We start from the raw sequence: 23,345 nt of genomic DNA, 5'->3' as shown, positions 1-23,345 counted from the left end.
CCTCCTCCTGTTTTTATCTTACCGAACTATTCTTTATCAAGATTTTTATCCTGTAGCGCCTCCAATGCCGAGCGTCTTTTATTACGCTTGCGGATCCGTTCCAAAATCTCTCGCCTGTTGATATGAATGGTCGGTTCCTCGTAATCGCATGACTCTTGGATGTCGCTGTTTGATGCCTTCATGAATGACCAAGCAAGCAGGAACATGATAAAAATGACTGGAAATCCGGCCACGATACTCGCTGTCTGCAGTGTTTTTAATCCTCCGACAAGCATTAATACGAGCGGAAGCAAGCATAAGGTAAAAGCCCAAAATAGCCGGTTCCAGCGTAATGGTTCCGACTGTACTTCCTTTTGCACAACAGCTGCAAGAATATAAGAAGATGAATCGAAAGTAGTTGCCAAAAAGATAATCGCCAGGATGGTGAACAATGCGACGATAATGTTTGGCATCGGCAGCTGATGCAAAATTTGAATAATGGCTGAAGGGGCACCATACTCATTCATAAAACCGATGACATCAAAGTTCCCGGTTAATTGTAAATAAAGGCCGAGATTTCCCATAATACCGAAGAAAAGGATACAACCTAACGTTCCATAGATCATCGTTCCAAGAACCATCTCCCTGATCGTCCTACCTCGCGATATTCGGGCAACAAACAGTCCAACAAACGGTGCATAAACCACCCACCATGCCCAATAAAAAATGGTCCATGACTCTGGGAAACCTGTCTCCGTAAAACCTGCCAGATTGCCGAACGGCTCCAGCCATGTTGCCATATGGAAAAAATTATCGACAATCATTCCAATGCTCGTAAAGGTTGTTTCACTAATAAATAAGGTCGGACCGAAGAGGAAAATAAACACCAATATAAAGATGGCCAGCCACAAATTGACATCGCTTAACACTTTTATTCCTCTGTTTAGACCGGAATAGGCACTTATAGCAAAGATGATGGTACAGAGAAAGATGATTGCGGCTTTTAACCCCATCGTTATGGGGACGCCTGTTAAATCATGGACACCTTCTGCTATCATGGGAGCACCAAGCGCAAGTGTTGTACCGGCACCACCCATTAATCCGAACATAAAAAGTACATCGATCACAACGCCGAGTGGACCATCTACATAGCGTCCGAGAACCGGTCTGACCGATTCACTAATTTTAAGTACCGGCTTTTTTCGCACATAATAAAAATAAGCGATTGGCAATGCTGGTAATGTGTAGATAGCCCAGGCAATTGGCCCCCAATGAAACATTCCGTAAGAGGAAGCCCATTCAATTGCGTCTTTTGATCCGGGAGTAATGCCAAAAGGCGGACCTTGATAATAATAAGCCCACTCGATCATACCCCAATAAAGTATGCTGGAACCGATTCCGGCGGCAAATAACATGGCAGCCCAGGAAAAAGTGCCAAATTCCTTTTTTGCCTCTTCGCTTCCAAGCTTAACATGGCCATTTTTACTGAAGGCTACGAATATAAGGAAGGCAAAAGCGGCTAGGCCAACCAGCAAATATAAAATACCAAAGTTGCCGGTCATAAATTCATTGGCAGCATTGACGACCTTACCACCCTCTTCTGGGAAAAGCACAAGTGGAATGGATACAAGAAGAATTAATAGTAATGCTCCTATAAAAGTAGGCCAGTCAATTAATTTTGCTTTCATATAAGATTTCCACCTTTTATTAGATAGCTTTTCTTGATCTGCTTAAGTTATACAATGATAATGGGAAATAGGTAAAGAATGAGCCGTGTACTATAAAAGGTCATTTATAAAGTTTGTGAAGTTTTTTATTTATGAAGTTTACAATAGATTTGCTTTGATTTACTTGGTATTGCTCAAAAATACTGCTCAATGTGGGGTTTTGGAAAATACTTTTCTTATGTTACATTGCCATTAGGAAAGGGTGTCTGGGTTATGGATAATCATCAGGATAAGATAATGGATGTTAAGACGCAGTTTATCGATAAAATTGCTGATAATATGAATTCATTCGGTGTTTCTACAAGTGTTGGCCGGGTTTTAGGGATTATCTATATGCAGCGTGCCCCAATGACGCTTGATGAACTGTCCGCTGAAACCGGTATGAGTAAAACTCGCATGAGTCAGGTTGTCCGTGAAATGATTGATTTGAATATTGCAGAACGGGTTTTCCGAAAAGGGGTAAGGAAAGATTTATATCAAGTCGAACAGGATTACTATCAAACGTTTGTATCCTTATTTACCGCTACATGGCATAAAGCGATAAATAAGAGTAAACATTTTGAAAAGAAGCTGCAGACAAAACTCATGTATTTGCAGGATAAGCGTGATTTAACAGAGGAAGAGGAACAGGAAGTAAACGAAATTTTAGCCGAAATACGTGAATGGATGGATTATTATGACTGGATTCGTCGATTAACCGCGTTTTTCGAAAGCGGCGAAATATTCAACCATGTACCAAAGAATAATCAAGGAGGAAATCTTCATGAACAATAACGTTATTCTATCCTGTGCCATTACTGGTGCAGGGGAAACAACCGAAAAAAGCCCATACGTACCGGTAACACCGAAAGAAATTGCCGATTCAGCTATCAAGGCTGCAAAGGCAGGTGCAACAATAGCTCATCTACATGTGCGTGATCCGAAAACAGGTAAATTGAGCCACGACGTAAATCTGTTTAAAGAAACTGTAGAGCGCATTCGTGAAGCCGATACCGATGTTATTATTAATATTACAGCAGGTGGCGGTGGTGACTGGATACCGAGTGAAGCTGATCCGACTAAGGGCGGGGACGGAACAGATATGCAGACACCGGAAGAACGCCATGAACCGGTTGGACTATTATTTCCAGAGATTTGTACATTGGATTGCGGCAGCGTCAATTTTGGGGGTCAGGTGTATATAAGTCCTGCCAATTGGCTGCGGGAACAGGCTAAATTGATTCAAGCGGCAGGTGTAAAGCCTGAGTTGGAATGTTTTGACACCGGACATATCCGGTTTGCCAACCAGCTAGTAAAGGAAGGTCTTATCGATGGTGACCCAATGTTTCAATTTTGCTTAGGGATCCCATGGGGTGCTGAAGCTGATGCTGAAACGCTTGCCTATATGAAAAGCAGAGTTCCTGAAAATGCCACTTGGGCCGCATTCGGTATTGGCCGTATGCAAATGCCAATGGTAGCGGAGTCTGTTTTGCAAGGCGGAAATGTCCGTGTCGGATTAGAAGATAACCTTTATTTGAAGAAGGGTACATTAGCAACGAATGAACAGCTTGTCGATAAAGCTGTTGGTATTATCCAAAGCTTAGGTGCAGACGTCATGTCACCGACAGATGCACGAGCGTTTTTAAACTTAAAGGACCCAAACGGAAAGAAGGAATAATATGACAGCACAAGATTCAACAGCAATAAAAAATATTACAGTCGTCGGCACCGGGGTAATCGGCAATGGTTGGATTACTCGTTTCCTCGCTAACGGATATCACGTTACCGCAACTGATCCTGATGAGTCGGCGGAAATGCGGATGCGGGAAGCGGTAGCACATGCATGGCCGGCGCTGGAAAAGTACGGATTGGCCCCTAAGGCATCGCAGGACAATTTACATTTTGAAAAGGATCTTCGGACAGCCTTACATCAGGCAGATTTTGTTCAAGAAAATGTCCCGGAACGTGAGCCGCTGAAGCGTAAAGTAATTGCCGATATAGATCAATATGCACCGGAATATGCGGTCATCGCCTCCAGTACCTCAGGGATCTTACCAAGCACACTACAGGCTGACTGTACGGCTTACCCTGAACGTGTTATTGTAGCCCATCCATTTAACCCGGTTTACTTAATGCCGTTAGTTGAATTAGTCGGAGGAAAGGCTACAGATAATTCGTTTGTTAAAAAGGCGGAGGAATTTTACACGGCCTGCCGAATGAAGCCACTGATCGTCCGCCAAGAAATTGAAGGACATATTGCCGACCGCCTGATGGAAGCAATTTGGCGTGAAGCACTGCACATTATCAACGATGGTGTGGCAACAACAGAAGAAGTTGATGCTTCGATTGTATATGGTCCAGGATTGCGCTGGGCTTTGATGGGACCATTCCTGACACTGCATATGGGTGGCGGGAAAGCAGGAATGAAACACCTGCTTGAACAATTTGGCCCTGCGTTAAAACTTCCGTGGACAAAGCTTGTAGCACCGGAATTAACAGACGAACTTGCGGAGAAAGTCATTACCGGCTGCGAAGCACAAACGGAAGGTGTTCGTATGGAAGATCTGGAAAAGCGACGTGATCAATTTTTAATTGAATTGCAGGAGCTACTGGAAAAATACTGGCCTGCCGCAAATTTGAACGGTAAACTTTAAAGGAGCTATTGGGATGACAGGGAAAGTAATTATTGAGGATCACGTTCGAAAAGAATGGATTGATTATAATGGGCATATGAACGATGCGGAGTATGTCCGAGCGTTCAGCTGGGGTGTTGATCGTTTCATGAAATTAATTGGTATTGAGGATATATTTCGTGAAGAGCAAAACTACACGATGTTCACACTCGAAAGTCATGTCTGTTATTTGGCAGAAATGAAACTGGACGAACCGTTTGAAGTTCAGTTGCAAATGCTTGATTATGATGCAAAACGCGCCCATGTCTTTTTTGAACTGTACGGAGAGGGCGGAAAACGTGCTGCAACAAGCGAACAAATGCTGATGGGAATGGATCAAACATCAGGAAGACCAGCACCATTTCCGGATGAAGTTTTTGCTAAAGTGAAGGAGCTGGCAGATTCGTATACACCTAAAGAAAAGCCAAAGGAAGCCGGGCGTGTAATTGGAATACGGCGGAAGAAATAACAATTATGGAGACGCTGCCTCGTGGCAGCGTCTCTTTTAGGGTAGAGTCGTACACAAATCGATCGGGCAGGGCCTGAAATAGATAAGTTGTTTGAGAAATTATTTAAACTGTAAAAATATGATATTTATGTAATAATGTTAAACAGAATTTCCTTCGTGTATCATTCAATTCCGCAAGCTGTTACCTCCTGACGTAAAACCTCACTTTTTGCAATTTGCATCTAGTTTAATAATTTTGGTTCAAAAAACCCTTTACCTTTCCGTAACGTTAACGTTTATAGTATAAGGGAAGGGAGTTGCTGACATGCAGATTAAAGAGGTTGCAAAAAGACTGAATACAACACCAAGAACAATTCGTTTTTATGAAGAAAAGGGCTTGATTTCACCGGTAAAAGCTACGGAAAACGATTATCGTTCATTCACGGAACATGATGTAATGCGGCTGAGTACGATTTTGGCATTAAGAGAAATTGGCGTACCTGTTAAAGATATTCGAAAAATTTTAGAAAAACCGGATATGAGCATGCGGCAATATTTAAATGTGCAGCGTTCAGCCTTGTTTGAGAAATGGATTGAGATGAAGGATATGATAGAGACCATTGATAACATGCTGGAAACAGATGATGGAAACATTTATGCGTTATCCCAACATTTAAAAGCCATGAAGAGTATCCGAAAAGGTTGGAATGATAAATGGAACTTTGATCATCAGGCAGCTGATTATGATCAAAACATCAAGATGCACGGTTATCGGTTTAACGTTCATCAGGATTACGAGCGTGCATTGGCAAAAGCAGCCAAAACTGTTCAACTAAAACATGGGGGAAGCTGTTTAGATATTGGGATTGGCACAGGAAATCTCGGCTCGCGTTTTCTGCAACATGGTGTCCATGTTATTGGCGTTGACCAATCGGAGGAGATGCTGAAAAAGTGCAGTGAGAAATATCCGGAAATAGAAACACGCAAAGGGCATTTTCTCGCACTCCCATTATTGGACAATCAGGTGGATGGAGTAGTTACAAGCTACGCCCTGCATCACATCCCGGATGAGGAAAAGCTGCTTGCCTTAGCGGAAATGGATCGTGTGATGAAAGATAATGGGCAGCTATGTATTATTGATTTGATGTTTTTAAATAAACAGCATCGTGAGCAGGTAATAAAAGCTTTTCATTTGGCGAAAAACAGCGAGGCAATAGGGGCTATAGAAGATGAGTTTTATGCGGATCGATCAAAGCTGCTCGATTGGTTTCAGATGAACAATTATTGTGTGGAAACCTATCAATTCAACAATATTTTAAGTATGGTTTATGCTGTGAAAGATAAGGAGAATAAAATTGATAGTGAATGATATTAGTTTAGATTTTTATAATCAAAAATATGAAGCAGATTTAGCGCGTTATAGCTTGCTAAAGGACCATTTAAATTATACTGCACATCCAATAGACGCAATCGAAAAATGCGGTCATGATGGGGAGATGTATCCTGTAGTTATTCTATCGCAGCATCTTCCGGTTGGATTTTTCGTATTGCATGGGTGGAATGGTGTGCAGCATTATAGCGATAATCGAAAAGCTATTTTACTAAGAGCCTATTCGGTTGACAGCCGCTATCAGGGAAGGGGTATTGCAACACAATCGTTGCGGTTGCTGCCAGCTTTCGTCAAAAAATATTTCCCGGGAAAAGATGAAATTATTCTTGCTGTCAATCATAACAATATAAACGCGCAAATGGTATATAAAAAGAGCGGATTTATCGATCGTAGTAGTCGAGTAATGGGGAGGAAGGGAGAACAGTTTGTTTTTGGTAGGAGGATATAGTATTGAGCTTCACTATTGTGATTAGTTATATAAATCAAAAACACAAAAGGGGATAACAATGGAGATCAGAGAATATACCTCCAATGATGAACAGGGATGGGTACGTTGTAGAATTCTGTCATTTCTTGATACCGCCTATTTTGATAATGTATTAACAGAAAAGGAGACATACGAAAACCCATCCATTGAACTTGTAGCAGTGGAGCATGGCAAAATCATTGGATTAATCGATATTGAATACGAGCAAAAAGAAGGTACCGTTTGTTCACGAGGGACAGGGCTTGGCGGGATGATCTGGCATATCGCCGTACACCCGGACTATCAGCGAAAAGGAATTGGCAACATGCTTTTAGCAGAAGCTCAGAAAATAGCGAGAGAAAAGGGCTTAAATCATCTGGAGGCTTGGACACGTGATGATGTCTGGGTAAACACTTGGTATGAAAAAAATGACTTTCAGCACGTGGACTCCTACCTGCATGTATTTGTTGGTGGAGAGGAAGTAGACGGAATATTGACGAGTAATGTTCCAGGCCTATATCCGGTACAGGCATTTGCCCATTATACTGGAAAAGAGAAAGAAATGGTGAAAGGGAAATTTAGCCGGGTTCATGACTGTAATTGTTTTGAGAAAAGGCTGGATAAATAAATGTTGCTTTTAAATAAAGTTTGATAATTTATAATATAGATTGATAATTTGAAATAAAGATCGATAATTTATAATAAGGTTTGATAAAATTATGCTGATACTCTAGATTCCATAAATTCAGCGATCGGGATAAAGCAGGGGAATTCAGAAGAGCGTCGAAATAGAAAATATATAATTAAAAGGGAGTGTAACTGATATGTCCCATGCTAAAGATGTTTTAACCGATCAGTTGTTAGCAAATGCGAACGACCCTAGCTTTTACGTTCCGTTTTCGGAATCAGTAGCAAACTTGTCAGAGGAAGAAGCATTTTGGAAACCCAATGATGATAGTAACAGTATCGCTGAAATTGTGCAACATCTACTTTATTGGAATGAGACATGGCAAAAGAGGTACGAAAAATCACATGTGAATGCTGTTGCACCAATAGATAATAATAAAAGCTTTATTGTCTTGGAAAATAAAAGATTTGCTGACTTAAAAGAGTGCCTCCTAGAGGTTCTGCTCCAGTGGCAAAATCTATTAACTGAAGAAAAGGTAGAAAGTGAAGTAAATGGTTTCCCAGAGACTGCAAAGTGGTGGGGGATATTAGGAAATATCTCCACGCATAACGCTTACCATATTGGACAAATTGTTTACATCCGAAAACAACTACAAAAAGGCTGGAAAACTAACATTAAATGAGATAGTAAGACAACTGACATTTTTTGTTTCATTATCAAGGCGCGAATGCTGAATGCGGAACAACATACGTAGAAAATGATCAAACTTTTTTATAAACACAAACTGAAATTTGCCGTTGTTGAATCCATTTTGATCAAACTTTTTTCAAAATGGATTCTTCTTAATTACTGTAAAACAGAGCGCTATGAGGTGCTTTTTGATCAAACCTTATTTCAAACCAACAATAAAAACGCAGTACGATGAAATGGATAGGGAGAGGCGCCTTATGCAATGACAAGTTTGAAGTCTTATTCGGATTTATTAATATTAGTCCCCATCTTGGTTTATCATGAAGAAGGTAACCCCAAAATTGTTGATGAGGTTGCACCAATAAGAGCGGTCGCAAAAGAAGACGCTAATCAAGCCTTTTTTAGTGTAAACCCCGGAGAGATGGTATATCATACGTCAAACGAAAATTTTATCATTAATATCCGAAGGGAACCTTTATGAAAGTGAGCCGGAAAACTTGATGAAAGACAACCAAAAAAGCTGCCCACTCATGGACAGCTTTTTTACAATTAATGAAAATAATCCATTAATCCCTCTACAATCCCATCAGCGACTGCGTTTTTGTAATCAGCTGTTTGAATAGCGGCTAAATCGTTTGGATTCGTTAAAAAGCCTAACTCTACTAACACAGCCAGATCACTATTTTCCCGTAGGACATGGTAGTCGCCTCTCATTACTCCGCGACTTTTAAGAGGCAGATATTTTGCTAAAGCTGCTTGAATGTCCTGTGCCAGTATCCGATCGTTGCCGTTGGAATAAAAATGTGTGCTAAATCCGTTTACCGTCATAATAGGATAGGCATTGTAGTGAAGGCTGATAAAAGCATTTGTATTATGGCTTTCACTAAGATTAACCCGGTCTTTCAATGAAACGAAGTAATCACTTGTTCTTGTTTGAATAACGGTTGCACCGGCATTTTGCAGCTTTTTGGCAATTGTTGATGCAATTGATAACGTGTAATCTTTTTCTAAAGACCCGTCAAAAGCAGTGGAACCAGGGTCTTTTCCGCCATGCCCTGGGTCAATGGCGATATTGTAACCTGCCAAAGAGCCATTGGTTGTTTCTTCGGCAGCAACTGCTGAATTGTTCGTTTCTGTTTGTGGTGCAGCCTGGGATGATACCGGATTCGTCAACCAGGCTGCAATCCATCCAGTTTTTCCATTATCAAGTGCTACCTTATGCCAGTTATTGGTAGTTTCCAGTAACGTGTATGTATCGTCTTTTGTTGTATAACCAATTACACTGTATTCTGTCCCTGGGCCTGTACGAACCCGGACATCTGTTGAGGTTACGGTTATCATTTCGGATGAGGCAGTAGCCTGTGTTTGGCTTTCCTTATCAACCGGGACTAAAAATTGTGAAGCTACCCAAGCTTCCTCTCCATCAAAATAGGTTTGTACCCAGCCAAAAGCCTCCTGGAAAGCAACAATTTGTTCACCTTCCGCTAGCTGACCAATAATTTCGGAGCTGTGTGAAGGACTCGACCTTAGATTTAATGATGATGCACCAATTTCATATGTTTGTCCACTTTCTGCATGACCAACAGGGATAAACAAGAATAAAAATAGCAAGATACTAGTACCTAATGTAAAAGTAAAAAAACGAATGTTCTTCAATATGTGTCCTCCTTCTTGATGAATTTTTATAGATTAGTAATTAATAATAACCTATATGATCAAGCAGTAAACCCATTTTACCCAAAATCATCCAAATGTACTAGAGAACGAACATTCGATTTTGCAGGAATTTGCTAGATTGTTAACGAATAGTATTGAATAGAGTTGGTGAAATTTTTTATACATGGGGGTGGAATGATGAATGCTAATGGTTTTGTTTACGCCGCCGGTATGTCGAATCAGCTAGCACTGGATATCCCGGAAGATAAGTGGGATGTAAAGCTTATCGATGAATTGGGTACATTACGAAAACTATTTAGGCATTTAGTGCGAATAAGAGGTGTATATACTGATGGAATACAGAATGGTGTTATCCATTTCCCAGGCAATATCAAGCTTATGAATCAGATTTAGCAGGGGAGTTAATTCGAAGTAAGGAGGATCTGGCCAAAGCAATGGAAACAGTATCGATTGCAAAAATAAGGATGGGTTCAGAATTTTTGTCAGTTGATGAAGTAATAGGTGCTGCGATTCAGCATGAAGGTATTCACCAGGGACAATACTTTGTTGCATTAAAGCAGATTGGGAGGAGGCTGCCGGACATGTGGATTCGGGATTGGGGTATGTAGATCTACATTAAGATAATTATTGTACTGTGGAAAAAACTGCCGTTGAACCTTTTCTAAACGATTAGATAAATGGTGCTAAAACTTTTCAGACTTGTTACAATAGTTTTAGGGATGTGATGTTCCTCCTCCTTCTTTACAAAAAAGGTGATTATAAATGGAAATAATTCCCAAATATGAACGAAGACTCTTTTTTCTGTAAGAAAGGGGATATACATGAAAAAATACGTTGTGTTCATCATTAGTTTTGCATTGTTATATGTTATTTTTGAGATTGTGTCAGGAATGGTAATTACAGCAGCATATACTCCTGATTTGTCTTTGACAGCCCAGGATAGACTAAGCGGTGATAAGGTGGAATTTGGCACATTTTCTGTGATACATTGGGTGACCATATTTTTAGCGGCAACAATAGCATATTTACTGTCGCAAAAATTTCCGTGGAGAAAAAGGGGATAATTTTTGGCGGCTCATTCGTGACTTTTTAATGAGGTGATGAAATTGCGAGTTAGATACAGTATACAGTTATGTATTGCCGTTATGTTTCTCTTGTTTTCCACAGGTGCCGCTTGGTATGAAGGAAGCGGAATCCTGAGTAATCCTTGGGAGTGGAAATACTCCACACCATTTTCACAACTGTTACATGGTGAAGTCGAACAGCAAAATGATATTTCACAGCTCGATTTCTTTGTCTATGCAGGGAAATTCCAGCCTTTATTTCCAGTTCTAATGATGGTCAGTTTTCTTTACTTAGTCCTTTTATCAGGGTATATGCTGTTAAAACGTAGCCGTAAAAAAATTGTTCTTTTTATATCAATAATAGGGGTTTTGTTGTTGTTATCAGGCAGTTTGATTTCGAATTCACCTACAACAGGCGGTTATATTTTTACGATGCTTTTGGTAACAAGTGGAATTGTATGTCTCGTATTTGCATTTGTTTTTCAATTTCGGGTGTTTAGGAGGTTAAAAAACTTTGTACAAAAATCATTAATTAATCTATGAATATGTTCTGATTTAATTTTGCTGTTAAGGGAATTCGTATACCTTGTTTGTGATAAAACAGAAAATGCAAATATTTTACAAAACTAACATTATCAGCCTGCATTTAAGTCTAAAACCAAATGATACCTTGGACCTTTCTATGTTGAATATATTTCTTTAATCATAAATGGAGGGTAGTGATAATATTGGCAATTAAACCTGTATCAAAAGAAAATTGGCGATCCTTTATTAACGATGGCTGCATAGAAGAAAATAATATGCCAAATGAGCTTATTGATTCATGGAAACTTTGCAGACAACAGGGTGTTAATCCCTTCAATGGTGTAGCGGACCGTATTTTAGATGAAAATGACTTGAAACAAAGGTTAAAGAAAAACCAATTATTAATCGATTTAGCAGAACCACACATCAATAAATTGGGTCGATTTTTAAGAGGTTGGAAATTTATAACCGTATTAACGGACAAAGATGGTTATATTTTACGAAGCAATGGAGACCGCTCTGTTAAACAGGAAGCAAACGGAATACAGTTTTATGAAGGAGCTAAATGGGATGAAGCAGAAGTTGGTTCCAATGCAATCGGTCTAGCACAACGATTTATAAAGTCATTTGCAATTAGGGGATTTGAACATTTTGCTGTCGCTTCCCAAATGTGGAATTGTTCAGCCTCACCTATTTTGGATCATAATAAAAATCTACTTGGCATATTAAATATTTCCAGCTTGTACCCTTCTATTAACCATAATTACGTTTTGGCTTCAGTAAAGTTAGCAGCAGACTCTATTTCGCTTAATTGGAGAAATAAAATTCAAGAAGATATTGAACTTTTAATGAAAAATAAATATAGCTTAGACCCCCATTCCGTTGTTTGTACTTCTGATCACATTGTTTATTCATTACCTAGAGAATTGCTCCCGAGCTACCACAAATATATTGGTGAGCCCTTAAAAAAATTTAGGGAAGAAGTAAAGTTATGTGAAATAGATATTCCCATTACAACTGGTAACAGGGTCATTGGCTATCGTATTCCAATCGATATGGCAGAGGAGGAAGAAGCATCGTCTGTCTATTTTCAAGGTGTAACAGGAACCAGTAAATCATTTCAAAAAGTGCTGGAAGCTGTGAGAAAAGTTGCTCCTACAAATGCAGCTGTCCACATTTACGGTGAAACAGGAACAGGAAAAGAACTTGTAGCGCAAGCAATACATGAAAATAGTAGCAGAGCTGATGGACCGTATGTTTCGCTTAATTGTGGAGCAATTCCTGAACAACTTCTGGAAAGCGAATTATTTGGCTACGAACCAGGCGCATTCACTGGTGCAAGTAAAAAAGGGTATAAAGGAAAACTGGAAATGGCTGATGGCGGTACATTGTTTTTAGATGAAATTGGGGATATGTCCGAATCCATGCAAGTTGCATTACTTCGGGTTCTTCAACAAAAAGAACTTACACGTATTGGCGGAGATCATTCAATTAAGGTTAATGTACGTATCATTTCTGCAGCGAATGTTGATATTAGAAAACTTGTACAGCAAGGAAAAATGCGAGAAGATTTATTTTACAGAATATATGTTTTTCCAATTACTGTCCCTCCATTAAGAGAAAGAAAGGAAGATATAAAAGCACTAATAAAGGATTATTGTCGCAGGACAAATTGGTATCCGGGCTGGCTAAACAAACTGGAAACTATTTTCACAAAAGGATCATGGTCAGGTAACATTCGCGAACTGCATAACGCACTTGAACGATGCAATATTTTATTCTCAGATATAACACCTACAGATAAAGACCTTCATGAGCTCATGAGTTCTTGGGATCAATTTAATCAAAGTGATTCCGGTGAAACGTTTGCAGATTTTCGAGAACAATTGGAATATAATAACATCCAGCAAGCATTAACAAACAACAATGGAAACGTCCCCCAAGCTGCTAAAGAATTAAGAATTTCTCGCAGTACATTATACCGAAAAATGAAAAGATATAACCTTTAATATAATTGATACAATTTGAAACAAAGAGAGACAATTTGAGAATATTGTTTCTCTTTTTTTGCTGTTAAAAATATCTACTCAACTGAAAGCGCTATTATTTTGGTGTTTCTAAAAGTTGGCATATTACTTGCAAATATGTTTAGTGAGTGGAAAATAAATTAAAATTTCAAGGAGGATTATGAAATGGATAAGCAAAAAGCGTACTGGATCTATACCAAAATGAACGAAATTAGAAACTTTGAAGAAAAAGTTCGTAAAATTTTTTCAACTGGGTCTATACCAGGATTTGTTCATTTGTATGCAGGTGAGGAAGCGATTGCAGTGGGAGTATGTGCACATCTAAGTGACAACGATTATATTACTAGTACGCATCGCGGTCATGGCCATTGTATCGCCAAAGGCTGTGATCTAAATGGAATGATGGCTGAAATTTTCGGCAAAGAGACAGGTCTGTGCAATGGAAAAGGCGGTTCCATGCACATTGCCGATTTGGGGGTGGGCATGTTGGGAGCCAATGGTATTGTAGGTGGTGGATTCCCATTAGCAGCAGGGGCTGGACTAACCGCTTATGTCCGGGAAACTGGAGGAGTTGCCGTATGTTTCTTCGGTGATGGTGCGAATAACCATGGCACGTTTCATGAAGGGATAAATATCGCCGCTGCCTTAAAACTACCCGTCATTTTTGTAGCAGAAAATAATGGTTTTGGTGAAGCCACACCATTCGAATATGCAACTTCAGCGAAGACAATTGCTGATCGTGCTGCCAGCTATGATATTCCAGGCATTCGAGTAGATGGAAGCAATTTAGTTGATGTATATCAAGCAGCCGAGGAAGCAGTTGAAAGAGCCCGCAACGGTGAAGGGCCCACTTTAATTGAAGCGATTACTTATCGAACTTATGGTCACTTTGAAGGTGACAATCAAGCTTATAAGTCTGAGTCAGACAGTGAAAATTGGCCGGTTGAAGTTGATTGTATTGATAAATTTGAACAATACGCTTTGAAAAAAAGCTTATTAACGAAAACGGATATCTCAGAAATTAAAGATAACGCTCATAAAGCGGTTGAAGCTGCAGTTGCATTTGCTGAAAACAGTAACGAGCCTTCACCAGACACGTTAACGGAAAATGTTTATGTTCAGTACAAATAATTTAAATGGGGTGGTATACAATGGCACGAAAAATCACGTTTTCACAAGCAATCAATGAAGCGATGGATATCGCTATGGAAAAAGACGATAAAGTAGTTCTTATCGGGGAAGATGTTGCGGGCGGAGCGACCGTGGATCATTTGCAAGATGAGGAAGCTTGGGGTGGAGTTTTTGGCGTAACACAAGGATTAGGTAATAAATACGGACGCAAACGAGTAATCGACATGCCTATCGCTGAAGCTGGTTATATGGGTGCAGCAGTGACTGCAGCGGTAACGGGATTACGGCCAATTTCTGAATTAATGTTTAATGACTTTATTGGAAGCTGTTTAGATGAAGTAATGAACCAAGGAGCAAAAATTCGATATATGTTTGGAGGCAAAGCAAAAGTACCATTAACGATTCGCACCAATCACGGAGCAGGTGCCGGAGCTGCCGCCCAACATTCACAATCATTATATGGAATGTTTACCGCTATGCCGGGTCTTAAGGTAGTTGTACCGTCAAACCCGTACGACGCAAAAGGACTATTATTATCTGCGATTGAGGACGATGACATTGTTGTATTTTTTGAAGATAAGACCTTATATAGCATGAAAGGTGAAGTCCCGGAAGGTCATTATACAATTTCGCTTGGAAAAGCTGATATAAAGCGCAATGGAGAGGATTTAACCATTGTAGCTATTGGTAAAATGGTGCATGTGGCAATGGATGCAGCAAGCAAATTAGCTGAACAGGGTCTCGAAGCAGAGATTATTGACCCAAGATCTTTATCCCCGCTTGATGAAAAAACGATTTTACAATCAGTAGATAAAACCGGACGTTTACTAATTGTTGATGAAGCCAACCCGCGCTGCAGTATTGCAACTGATATTTCATCATTAGTTGCTAATAAAGGTTTCGACTCCTTGGATGCACCGATAAAAATGATTACGGCTCCACATTCACCAGTACCATTTGCAGCAAATTTGGAAAAATTATACATCCCAACTGCTAATAAAGTTGTAAAAGTTGCTGAAGAAGTAGTTGGCGAATTAACGTTAGCAAGATATTAGGAGGGTAAAAACATGGCGACATCAATTGTAATGCCTAAATTGGGTATGACGATGACAGAAGGAACAGTTGTCGAATGGTTAAAAAACCCCGGTGATCCTATTACGGAAGGTGAAGGGGTTGTCACAATCAGTTCGGAAAAATTGACAAATGAAGTGGAGGCACCGGCAAGCGGCATCTTACTAGAGATTAAAAAAGAGGTTGACGACGAAGCATCTGTTGGTGAAGTTATTGGTATTATTGGTGAAAAGGGAGAAAAGGTTGATACTATTACTTCCGCTTCCGAACAGATACATGAAGACGACGGGGAACAAGTTAAACAACAAAAGACACCAGCATCTGCCGCGGGTCAACCTGATCAACAGGTGGGTGACAGTTCGAAAAAAAGGCTGCGTATTTCACCTGCTGCGCGTAAAAAAGCAAAAGCGCTTGGGGTGGACACGCTTCAAGTTACAGGAACAGGTCCAAATAGCCGTATTACAAGACGTGATATTGAACAAGCCGCTAAAAAAGCAGCCGTACAACCAATCGAACAAACAGATCAAAAACAAAGCACAGCTAGTGATGCGAATATAGCGAACATGTCACAAATGCGAAGTACCATAGCAAATAGAATGCATGAAAGTCTAACTGCTACAGCACAGCTTACATTACATCGTAAAGCAGATATTAATCGATTACTGGACTTTCAGAAAAAGTTGCGGCAAGAAGCTCGTGAAAACGATTTGGATCTAAAGTTAACATTAACGGTATTACTAGCCAGAGCAGTCACACTAAGCTTAAAAGATAATCCTTTAATGAATACACACCTTATTGATAATAAATTACACCAATACGATGAAGTAGATTTAGGTATTGCGACTGCTTTGGAAGAAGGTCTCGTTGTACCTGTTGTTAAACATGCAGAGCGTCTGCCCCTGGGCGATTTAGCAAAGTCCATCCAAACTGTAACAGAGAAAGCCAGAAACGGTACGAATAATGAACTATCGGGTTCTACATTTACCATTACAAACCTGGGAAACCAAGGTGTCGAGTATTTTACACCAATTTTAAATACGCCAGAAAGCGGTATTCTTGGCGTGGGTACTTTTGTGGACGAACTTAAATTAGAAGAGGAAAAAGTCATTTCTGTCAAAAAATTACCTTTAAGCTTGACATTCGATCACCGAGTTTTAGATGGCGCACCTGCTGCAGCGTTTTTAAGCAGGATCGTATATTATCTCGAAAATCCTTATTTGTTAGTATTGTAAATCGTGTATTTTATTCGCTAAAGCAGGCAAATAGGAGGAAATAATCAAATGGTTGAAAGATATGATGTAGTTATTCTTGGCGGTGGCACGGGAGGATATGTAGCTGCTATTAAATCAGCACAAAACAAACAGACAGTAGCCGTCATTGAAAAGGACAAACTTGGTGGAACCTGTCTTCATAGAGGCTGTATACCTAGTAAAGCACTGCTTAGAACTGCTGAAGTACTAGCAACATTTAAAAAGGCAGACAGTTTTGGAATAGATGTCGAAAGTAGCATATCCTTAAATTTTCAAAAGGCTCAAAAGCGCAAAACACAAATAGTCAGCCAACTGGAAGCTGGGATAAAGGGTCTGATGGCTAAAGGGAAAATAGATGTATATGAAGGGACAGGCTATTTAAAATCGAATAAGAGACTAACTGTAAATTTATCCGATGGAAAGCAAAAAGTACTTCAAGCAAAAAATGTGATTATTGCAACTGGTTCGCAACCCAGGGCTTTACCTGGTTTGGCATTTGATGAACAAAATGTACTATCTTCTAATGGGATACTATCGCTAACAACATTACCGAAATCGATACTAATTGTCGGCGGTGGTGTTATAGGTATGGAATGGGCCTCCATGCTTCATGATTTTGGCGTTGATGTAACCGTTTTGGAATATAGTCCAAGGATATTGCCAACAGAGGATGAAGCGATCTCAAACGAGTTGTTAAAACTATATAAAAGTAAAAAAGTAAAGATCGTTACCTCTGCCCAAGTAGATGCAACCAGTTACAAAACAACGGCAAGTGGGGTTGAAATTGCCGCAAATATCGACGGCGAAGGGAAAACGTTTAAAGCCGAAAAAATCTTGGTATCAGTAGGCAGAGATGCTGTAACTAATGGTATTGGTTTGAGCAATACAAACATAAAATTGGATAACCGTGTCATTAAAGTGAATGACAAATTTCAAACGGACGAGAAGAACATTTATGCCATTGGGGATTGTATTGGATCATTACAGCTGGCACATGTAGCCATACATGAAGCGATAACAGCAGTGGATACAATACTTAAGAAGGAGGTAAGCCGAATTAATTACGAACAGATTGCCCGTTGTACGTATACATCGCCCGAAATTGCAAGTATAGGTATAACAGAAGCGGTTGCGAAAGAACGGGGGTACACAATTAAAGTCGGTCAATTCCCGTTTAGCGGAATCGGCAAAGCATTAGTATATGGTGCAACAGAAGGTTTTGTTAAAATAATTGCCGATGCAGATACTGATGATATCCTAGGAATATTTATGATCGGACCACACGCAACAGACATGATTTCAGAGGTAGCACTTGGGCAATTTCTTGAAGCTACACCATGGGAACTCGGACACACAATCCATCCACATCCAACATTATCGGAAGTAATTGGAGAGGCAGTATTGGCGGTAAATGGTGAAGCTATTCATATGTAAACGGTACAGCTGAATAATGAGTCTGAATTAAATGACTCTGGTTCCTGCCAGAGTCATTTTGTGTACTATCATTTTTAAGAATACGCAATTTAAATAGTAATTCAACCCGATATAATGATAAATTGAAATACATCAACTTGTTGAAAAAATGAGTGGTCCTATTTTGGTTGAATGATGGAATCAGTTTCAATGGAAGCGATTCCCCCCCCGCTTTTACTTTTATGCCCGAATCCACTTCCAAATTTCTTTCGGTGTAGCATTCTTGCCATACATTAAAATACCAGTCTTAAATATTTTCCCTGCCAGTTTCATAAATAACCAGACACTTATTATTAAAATCGCTACAGCAATCACAATTTCCGTCCATGGCCATTCCTCAAGAAGCGAAAGACGCAAGAGCAATACACCAGGTGAGGTAAATGGGATATAGGAACCAATTTGCGCGATCAGCCCGCTTGGATCATTTAAAATAGGTCCAATAAAGATAAATGGCAGAAATGGCAGCATGAGTACGATTCCCTGAAAATTTCCTGATGTCGAAATGTCTTCTATTGTAGCACCGATCCCGACAAAAAGGGAGGCAAACAATAGATAGCCTAAAATGGCGATACCAACTAAAAGGAGAATTTCCGGAACGAGTAAATAGTCCATAACCGGGATATCCGTTTTCCAAATAACAGCAGGTAATGCAAATGCAATAAAGACGACAGCCTGCGTGATCCCAAGTACGAAATAACCAAGAATCTTCCCTTGCATTAATTCTTCCGGTGTTAATGACGATAACACGATTTCTGCAATTTTATCTTTCTTTTCCTGTGAAGCGCTTTGGAAAATCATCATACCCGTAAACATGATCGATAGCAGAATAATTCCGGCAAATGCACCTGGGATAATACGTTTAAGCACGATTCCACCTTCATCAGAAGTTGCGTGTTCCTTTACAGCCGTATTAACATCTACTGTTTGAAAGACAACACCGCGGGATATGACTTCCATTTCTTCAGCGGAAAGCCCGAGTTGCTGGATCCGCAATTGATTTAGCGGCTCCTCTAAAAAACGAACCTCATTCATAAAATTTTCATCTACATCTTCACTAGTAAGAACACTAACTTTCCCATTTTCGAGCGCTGACTGTGTTAATGAAATATAAGCGGCATTTTCCTCAGAATCAAGCTGTTTTTCTATTCCCGCCTGATCCAAATCTGTCTTGTGCAAATCCCAGGTCAACAGATCGTTTTGCTCCACCATTTTCTTTACATGATCAAATACCCCTAACTCATCTTTCACAAATACCTGTGTTCCAGCATCCTCATCTGAATCATCAAAAAAACTTGGCAGCATAAAGAAGAATAGAAAAAGAACTGGTGTCAAGAACAACGAGATGATAAATGATTTATTTTTCATATTCCGTTTGATTTCCCACTTGGCAACTTTGAGTGTATTACGCATAAAGGGCACCTTCTTCCTGCAGTAAGTTCTTGTCTGTCGCAATATCAATGAAAATTTCATGTAACGAAATCCGGTCAATAGCCAGTTCCAGGATATTCAAATCGTCCGGCAGCTGCTTTAGCCAGCTCGTCACGTGAACATCTTTGGTTAAATAAAGAATGGATGTATCATCTTGCTGTTCTACGCGCTGGACTTCAGGCAATTGTTCCAATATAGTGTGATCATTTTTCCCACGAATGGTGCATTTGAAATTCGCATATTCTTCTTTAACCTCGTCCATATTGCCATAAATGATTTTTTGCCCGTGATGAATCATAAACAGCCGATCGCACATTTCCTCGACTAAATTCATCTGATGGGAGGATAATAGAATGGCTGTACCATCTTCAGCAAGATTGCGAATTTCATTTTTAAATAGCTCCTGACTGACTGGATCCAGTCCTGAAAATGGTTCATCCAAGATAAGCAGCTCGGGTTCGTGAATGATTGAAGCGATAAATTGTACTTTTTGTCCCATCCCCTTTGAAAGTTCTTCAACTGAGGTATTCTCTTTCCCCTCCAGGTTGAATTTTTTCAAATAACGAAGTGCGCGTTCTTTCGCTTTTTTTAATGGGTAATCTTTTAGTTCTGCCAGGTAAAGCAAGATATCCATAATCTTTACATTTTTATATAATCCACGTTCCTCCGGTAAATAACCGATTTTGTGGCGTGGAATACTTTTGTGCCCTTGAAAGGAAATCGTTCCTTCATCGGGATACATGATCCCCATAATATTGCGTATCGTAGTTGATTTCCCTGCACCATTTGGACCCAAAATCGCCATGATTTCTCCTTTTTTTACATCGAAGGAGATGTTGCTGATAATCTGTTTGTTTTTAAAGGACTTGCCTAAATCATGAACCGATAACATCGTTTCCATCATTAATATATCCGTCCTTCCCCTCTTGTAATAAATACGTAATGATTTCATCCAAATCAAGTGCTTTGCGATCCGTCCATGCAACGTTATTTTCATGGAAAAATTGCTCGGTTGCTGCGGGTTGATTGGAAACAAGCTGTTTTATTTCCCGGGAAATTTCTCCAGGAATCGACATTTTTCCAAGTGGTTCCTTCAGCCAATAATGCATATAAGTTGCAGTCAGTTCTTCTTTTTCAAATGTGCCAACCATCGTTCCGTTGCGTAATACGGTTAAGTAGTCCGCGAGTTTCATGATATCTTCAGCCTGATGACCGGCAAAGATAATCGCGTGATCACCGCGATCCATCCAATCAACCAAGATATCCACCAGCCGTTTCTTTGATGGAATATCCATAAAGGATGTTGGCTCGTCAAGCAGTAATAATGGGGTGTTTCGGGCAATTGTCAAGGCTAGATTTAACTTTTGCTGGACACCTTGAGACAGCTTCCCATATCGTTTATGCAATGGGATATCAAATGAATGGACCATGTCCACAAATAATGTGTCATCCCAGTTTGGATACAAAGGGGCAATTAACGACTTTAATTGATTGCCAGTGTAAGGATTGTAACCGATCGGTGTTTGTGCCTGATACGCGATCTTGTCCTTCCATGATTCATCCTGTCCATAGACAAATTTGTTGAAAACTTTAATATTGCCCATATCCGGGTTTGCCAGATTCATGATTAATTTGAGTAATGTACTTTTACCTGAGCCATTGTTGCCAACTAAAGCAGTAATTGTCCCGGGTTCGATCTGCAAGTTTATCGGGCCGAGATGGAAATCATCTATTTTTTTCTGTAATTGTGTGATCTCTAACCAGCTGTTCATCAATTATTCTCCTTTCTTCCTATAAGTGTCGATAATTTCGAGAAAAATTTCTTTAATTTGATCCAATGAGTAGTCATACTGAATGGCGGTATCGACAGCATTTTCAATCGTCTGATATACGGAGGAAATCTTCACCTGCTGCCTTTTTTCATCCGCAATTTCCGCGACAAATGTACCCTTTCCCTGGGTTGTTCGGATAAAGCCTTGCTGCTCCAGATCCTGATAAGCCCTTCTCGTCGTGATAATGCTTATTTCCAGATCGTTGGAAAGTGCCCGGATCGAAGGCAATGGTGTACCCGCAACTAAATGACCACCGGCGATTAATGCTTTTAACTGGTTCTCAATTTGATGGTAAATCGGCTCTCTTGAATCCTTTGACAGACGAATCGGCAGTTCCACGGCACACTCCTCCTTTTCATAGGTAATCGACCAAATCCATTGTTTTCCGCATGTAATGGAGCCAGTAGCTGAATCCAAGTACTGCTAGGATGACGGAGATGATGCTCGACAAAAGCGGCCATTCTTGTGCGAAAATGATCGTCCAATTGACAATACCGTGACCGGAAATGGTCTGGATGGTAGCGGAGAGAAACATCACTCCGATAGCAAATATAAATGTAAACAGAGCTGCTGTAATCTTGTTCACATTTCTTGTACCTGCATCCGTTGCCATAAAAAAATATCCTGCATAAAAACTAAATGAAAGCCAAATGATGGAAAAAGCAAGATAGGAACCGACCGGCAGTACATGTTGCAGCTCTTGTGATAAAGCATAGAAAAAAATCAAAAACAGCAGTTGAAAAGGAAATGAATAGCAAAAATGAACAATGAATCGGCTTTTTATCATGACATCCTTTTTAACGGCAAGTTGATGTAACATGATTAATGAAGGGGAAGCCATGACATCCTCGTTAACTTGATTAAGTTGAAAATCTTTTGGTTTTACCCAGATCAAAATTATTGCTGAAAATATAATGAAAAAAGTAAATTCGATTCCCGCATAATTCTTTTCCAAATAGGAGCTGAAACCCGTCACAATAGACGAAAGTGCCAAGCATAAAATAACTGCTAAAAAGAAAATCACGTATTTTGACGCATGTAACTCAAACATTGCCAATCGCAAAGCCTGTTTCCAGTCTTGCATAGGAATCCTCCTTTCTATAAATAATCAAATTTTTCTATTGATTTACGTGCATAGTGCATCCAATAGATAACCCCTAAAATTGCCAGAATGATCGATACCAGACTTGATGCCAACGGCCAATTCCGGGAGAGGATAATGGTCCAGTAAAAAATGCTGTATCCCGATAAAATCGGAATGAAAATAATGATAAGTAATCCTGCCATGATCATCGCGTAACTCAAAATGGTTGCCTTTACTGTTCCCTTGATACCAGCTTCACTTGCAGGAAAGCCGTATCCAAAGTAAAAACTAAATGACAGCCAAATCACCGCCAAACCAATGTAGGAACTAACCGGTAGTGCATGCTGAATCCCTGGTGTTAAAGGATACAGGCAAATTAAGAAAACGAGCTGGAATGGAAATGAATAAACAAAATGGATAATGAATCTGCTTTTGATAATCGTATCCTTCTTAATCGCCAGCTGGCTCAGCATGACGAATGAAGGAGAAGCTATTACATCTTCATTGATTTTGGCAATTTGAAAACCTTTTCTCTTCACGACCAACATCATGAAAGACGAGAAGATGTAGAAGACAAAGATATCAAAAATTCCCGTCTTTTTATCCAAATCATAGTCCAATACAGTTTTGAAAAAAAACAACATTAAAAGGAAAAATAAGAATAAGGCTAAAAAACTTCCCTTAGATGCTTTTAACTCAAACATTGCCAAACGAAATGCCTGTTTCCAATCTTGCATGAGGAATCCCCCTTTTTTAACTGTTATACTGTGTATGTGTTTATATACAGTTTATGTATGGACGGTG

General features: G+C 39.7%; 26 protein-coding genes. 18 read left to right on the top strand and 8 right to left on the bottom strand.

The genetic code is table 11. The features are described 5' to 3' along the window. Positions 1-26: 26 nt before the first annotated feature. The gene (locus CZ382_RS12255; RefSeq protein WP_088051509.1) at positions 27-1,667 is read right to left on the bottom strand and encodes a BCCT family transporter; all 1,641 of its coding nucleotides are present in this window, start codon (positions 1,665-1,667) and stop codon (positions 27-29) included. A gap of 252 nt (positions 1,668-1,919) precedes the next feature. On the opposite strand from CZ382_RS12255, the gene CZ382_RS12250 reads away from it, so the two are divergent. From CZ382_RS12250 to CZ382_RS12210, 9 genes are all read left to right on the top strand, one after another. After that, on the top strand, positions 1,920-2,480 hold the full coding sequence (locus tag CZ382_RS12250) for a GbsR/MarR family transcriptional regulator (protein WP_088051508.1): 561 nt from the start codon (positions 1,920-1,922) through the stop codon (positions 2,478-2,480). Next, complete coding sequence (locus CZ382_RS12245; RefSeq protein WP_088051507.1) at positions 2,470-3,363, top strand: BKACE family enzyme; 894 nt, start codon at positions 2,470-2,472, stop codon at positions 3,361-3,363. Before CZ382_RS12250 ends, CZ382_RS12245 begins: the two co-directional genes overlap by 11 nt. Before the next feature lies 1 nt (position 3,364). After that, a complete protein-coding gene (locus CZ382_RS12240; protein WP_088051506.1) occupies positions 3,365-4,339 on the top strand; it encodes a 3-hydroxyacyl-CoA dehydrogenase NAD-binding domain-containing protein in 975 nt (324 codons plus the stop codon). A gap of 13 nt (positions 4,340-4,352) precedes the next feature. Beyond that, positions 4,353-4,826, top strand: coding sequence for a thioesterase family protein (locus CZ382_RS12235; RefSeq protein WP_088051505.1), 474 nt, complete (start codon positions 4,353-4,355; stop codon positions 4,824-4,826). A 304-nt stretch (positions 4,827-5,130) separates the two neighbouring features. After that, the gene (locus CZ382_RS12230; RefSeq protein WP_088051504.1) at positions 5,131-6,174 is read left to right on the top strand and encodes a MerR family transcriptional regulator; all 1,044 of its coding nucleotides are present in this window, start codon (positions 5,131-5,133) and stop codon (positions 6,172-6,174) included. Beyond that, on the top strand, positions 6,167-6,643 hold the full coding sequence (locus tag CZ382_RS12225) for a GNAT family N-acetyltransferase (RefSeq protein WP_230856129.1): 477 nt from the start codon (positions 6,167-6,169) through the stop codon (positions 6,641-6,643). Before CZ382_RS12230 ends, CZ382_RS12225 begins: the two co-directional genes overlap by 8 nt. Before the next feature lie 52 nt (positions 6,644-6,695). Continuing rightward, complete coding sequence (locus CZ382_RS12220; RefSeq protein ID WP_088051502.1) at positions 6,696-7,289, top strand: GNAT family N-acetyltransferase; 594 nt, start codon at positions 6,696-6,698, stop codon at positions 7,287-7,289. 196 nt (positions 7,290-7,485) lie between these two features. After that, positions 7,486-7,971, top strand: a complete 486-nt coding sequence (locus CZ382_RS12215) for a DinB family protein (RefSeq protein WP_088051501.1) — start codon at positions 7,486-7,488, stop codon at positions 7,969-7,971. 270 nt (positions 7,972-8,241) lie between these two features. Then, positions 8,242-8,460: a hypothetical protein gene (locus tag CZ382_RS12210; RefSeq protein ID WP_088051500.1), complete on the top strand. Its 219-nt coding sequence runs from the start codon at positions 8,242-8,244 to the stop codon at positions 8,458-8,460. Between the two features lie 68 nt (positions 8,461-8,528). On the opposite strand, the gene CZ382_RS12205 is transcribed toward CZ382_RS12210, so the two are convergent. Further along, positions 8,529-9,635 carry an N-acetylmuramoyl-L-alanine amidase gene (locus tag CZ382_RS12205; RefSeq protein ID WP_088051499.1) on the bottom strand — a complete coding sequence of 369 codons (1,107 nt, stop codon included), beginning with the start codon at positions 9,633-9,635 and terminating at the stop codon, positions 8,529-8,531. 195 nt (positions 9,636-9,830) lie between these two features. Here CZ382_RS12205 and CZ382_RS24240 point away from each other — a divergent pair, with 195 nt between their 5' ends. The 9 genes from CZ382_RS24240 to lpdA all read left to right on the top strand — a co-directional run bounded on the left by CZ382_RS24240 (position 9,831) and on the right by lpdA (position 18,158). Continuing rightward, positions 9,831-10,049 (top strand): hypothetical protein, encoded by a 219-nt coding sequence (locus tag CZ382_RS24240; RefSeq protein WP_235000423.1) that lies wholly within the window; start codon positions 9,831-9,833, stop codon positions 10,047-10,049. Between the two features lie 41 nt (positions 10,050-10,090). Further along, positions 10,091-10,264, top strand: a complete 174-nt coding sequence (locus CZ382_RS24235; protein ID WP_230856126.1) for a hypothetical protein — start codon at positions 10,091-10,093, stop codon at positions 10,262-10,264. A gap of 213 nt (positions 10,265-10,477) precedes the next feature. After that, positions 10,478-10,720 carry a hypothetical protein gene (locus CZ382_RS12195; RefSeq protein ID WP_088051498.1) on the top strand — a complete coding sequence of 81 codons (243 nt, stop codon included), beginning with the start codon at positions 10,478-10,480 and terminating at the stop codon, positions 10,718-10,720. A gap of 42 nt (positions 10,721-10,762) precedes the next feature. Beyond that, complete coding sequence (locus tag CZ382_RS12190) at positions 10,763-11,263, top strand: YjdJ family protein (protein WP_230856125.1); 501 nt, start codon at positions 10,763-10,765, stop codon at positions 11,261-11,263. Positions 11,264-11,448: 185 nt separating this feature from the next. Then, positions 11,449-13,254, top strand: a complete 1,806-nt coding sequence (locus CZ382_RS12185; protein ID WP_088051496.1) for a sigma-54-dependent Fis family transcriptional regulator — start codon at positions 11,449-11,451, stop codon at positions 13,252-13,254. A gap of 183 nt (positions 13,255-13,437) precedes the next feature. After that, the gene (locus tag CZ382_RS12180; RefSeq protein WP_088051495.1) at positions 13,438-14,403 is read left to right on the top strand and encodes a thiamine pyrophosphate-dependent dehydrogenase E1 component subunit alpha; all 966 of its coding nucleotides are present in this window, start codon (positions 13,438-13,440) and stop codon (positions 14,401-14,403) included. 20 nt (positions 14,404-14,423) lie between these two features. Beyond that, a complete protein-coding gene (locus CZ382_RS12175) occupies positions 14,424-15,458 on the top strand; it encodes an alpha-ketoacid dehydrogenase subunit beta (RefSeq protein WP_088051494.1) in 1,035 nt (344 codons plus the stop codon). A gap of 12 nt (positions 15,459-15,470) precedes the next feature. Beyond that, positions 15,471-16,706, top strand: coding sequence for a dihydrolipoamide acetyltransferase family protein (locus CZ382_RS12170; RefSeq protein ID WP_088051493.1), 1,236 nt, complete (start codon positions 15,471-15,473; stop codon positions 16,704-16,706). Between the two features lie 48 nt (positions 16,707-16,754). Then, a complete protein-coding gene (lpdA, locus tag CZ382_RS12165; RefSeq protein ID WP_088051492.1) occupies positions 16,755-18,158 on the top strand; it encodes a dihydrolipoyl dehydrogenase in 1,404 nt (467 codons plus the stop codon). Between the two features lie 219 nt (positions 18,159-18,377). Here the strand turns inward: lpdA and CZ382_RS12160 are convergent, their stop codons facing one another. The 6 genes from CZ382_RS12160 to CZ382_RS12135 are packed head-to-tail and all read right to left on the bottom strand — an operon-like array spanning position 18,378 to position 23,278. Next, complete coding sequence (locus tag CZ382_RS12160) at positions 18,378-19,607, bottom strand: ABC transporter permease (RefSeq protein ID WP_088051491.1); 1,230 nt, start codon at positions 19,605-19,607, stop codon at positions 18,378-18,380. Beyond that, complete coding sequence (locus CZ382_RS12155; RefSeq protein ID WP_088053464.1) at positions 19,600-20,526, bottom strand: ABC transporter ATP-binding protein; 927 nt, start codon at positions 20,524-20,526, stop codon at positions 19,600-19,602. Before CZ382_RS12155 ends, CZ382_RS12160 begins: the two co-directional genes overlap by 8 nt. Then, the gene (locus CZ382_RS12150) at positions 20,501-21,397 is read right to left on the bottom strand and encodes an ATP-binding cassette domain-containing protein (protein ID WP_088051490.1); all 897 of its coding nucleotides are present in this window, start codon (positions 21,395-21,397) and stop codon (positions 20,501-20,503) included. Before CZ382_RS12150 ends, CZ382_RS12155 begins: the two co-directional genes overlap by 26 nt. 3 nt (positions 21,398-21,400) lie before the next feature. Further along, entirely contained in the window at positions 21,401-21,796 is a 396-nt protein-coding gene (locus CZ382_RS12145) for a GntR family transcriptional regulator (RefSeq protein WP_088051489.1), read from the bottom strand. A gap of 16 nt (positions 21,797-21,812) precedes the next feature. Then, positions 21,813-22,541, bottom strand: coding sequence for a hypothetical protein (locus tag CZ382_RS12140; protein ID WP_088051488.1), 729 nt, complete (start codon positions 22,539-22,541; stop codon positions 21,813-21,815). A 14-nt stretch (positions 22,542-22,555) separates the two neighbouring features. Continuing rightward, on the bottom strand, positions 22,556-23,278 hold the full coding sequence (locus CZ382_RS12135) for a hypothetical protein (protein WP_088051487.1): 723 nt from the start codon (positions 23,276-23,278) through the stop codon (positions 22,556-22,558). Positions 23,279-23,345 lie beyond the last annotated feature (67 nt).

Source organism: Virgibacillus dakarensis (genome assembly GCF_900155625.1).
Lineage (GTDB): Bacteria > Bacillota > Bacilli > Bacillales > Amphibacillaceae > Lentibacillus_C > Lentibacillus_C populi.
This window is presented reverse-complemented; position numbering and strand designations above follow the sequence as displayed.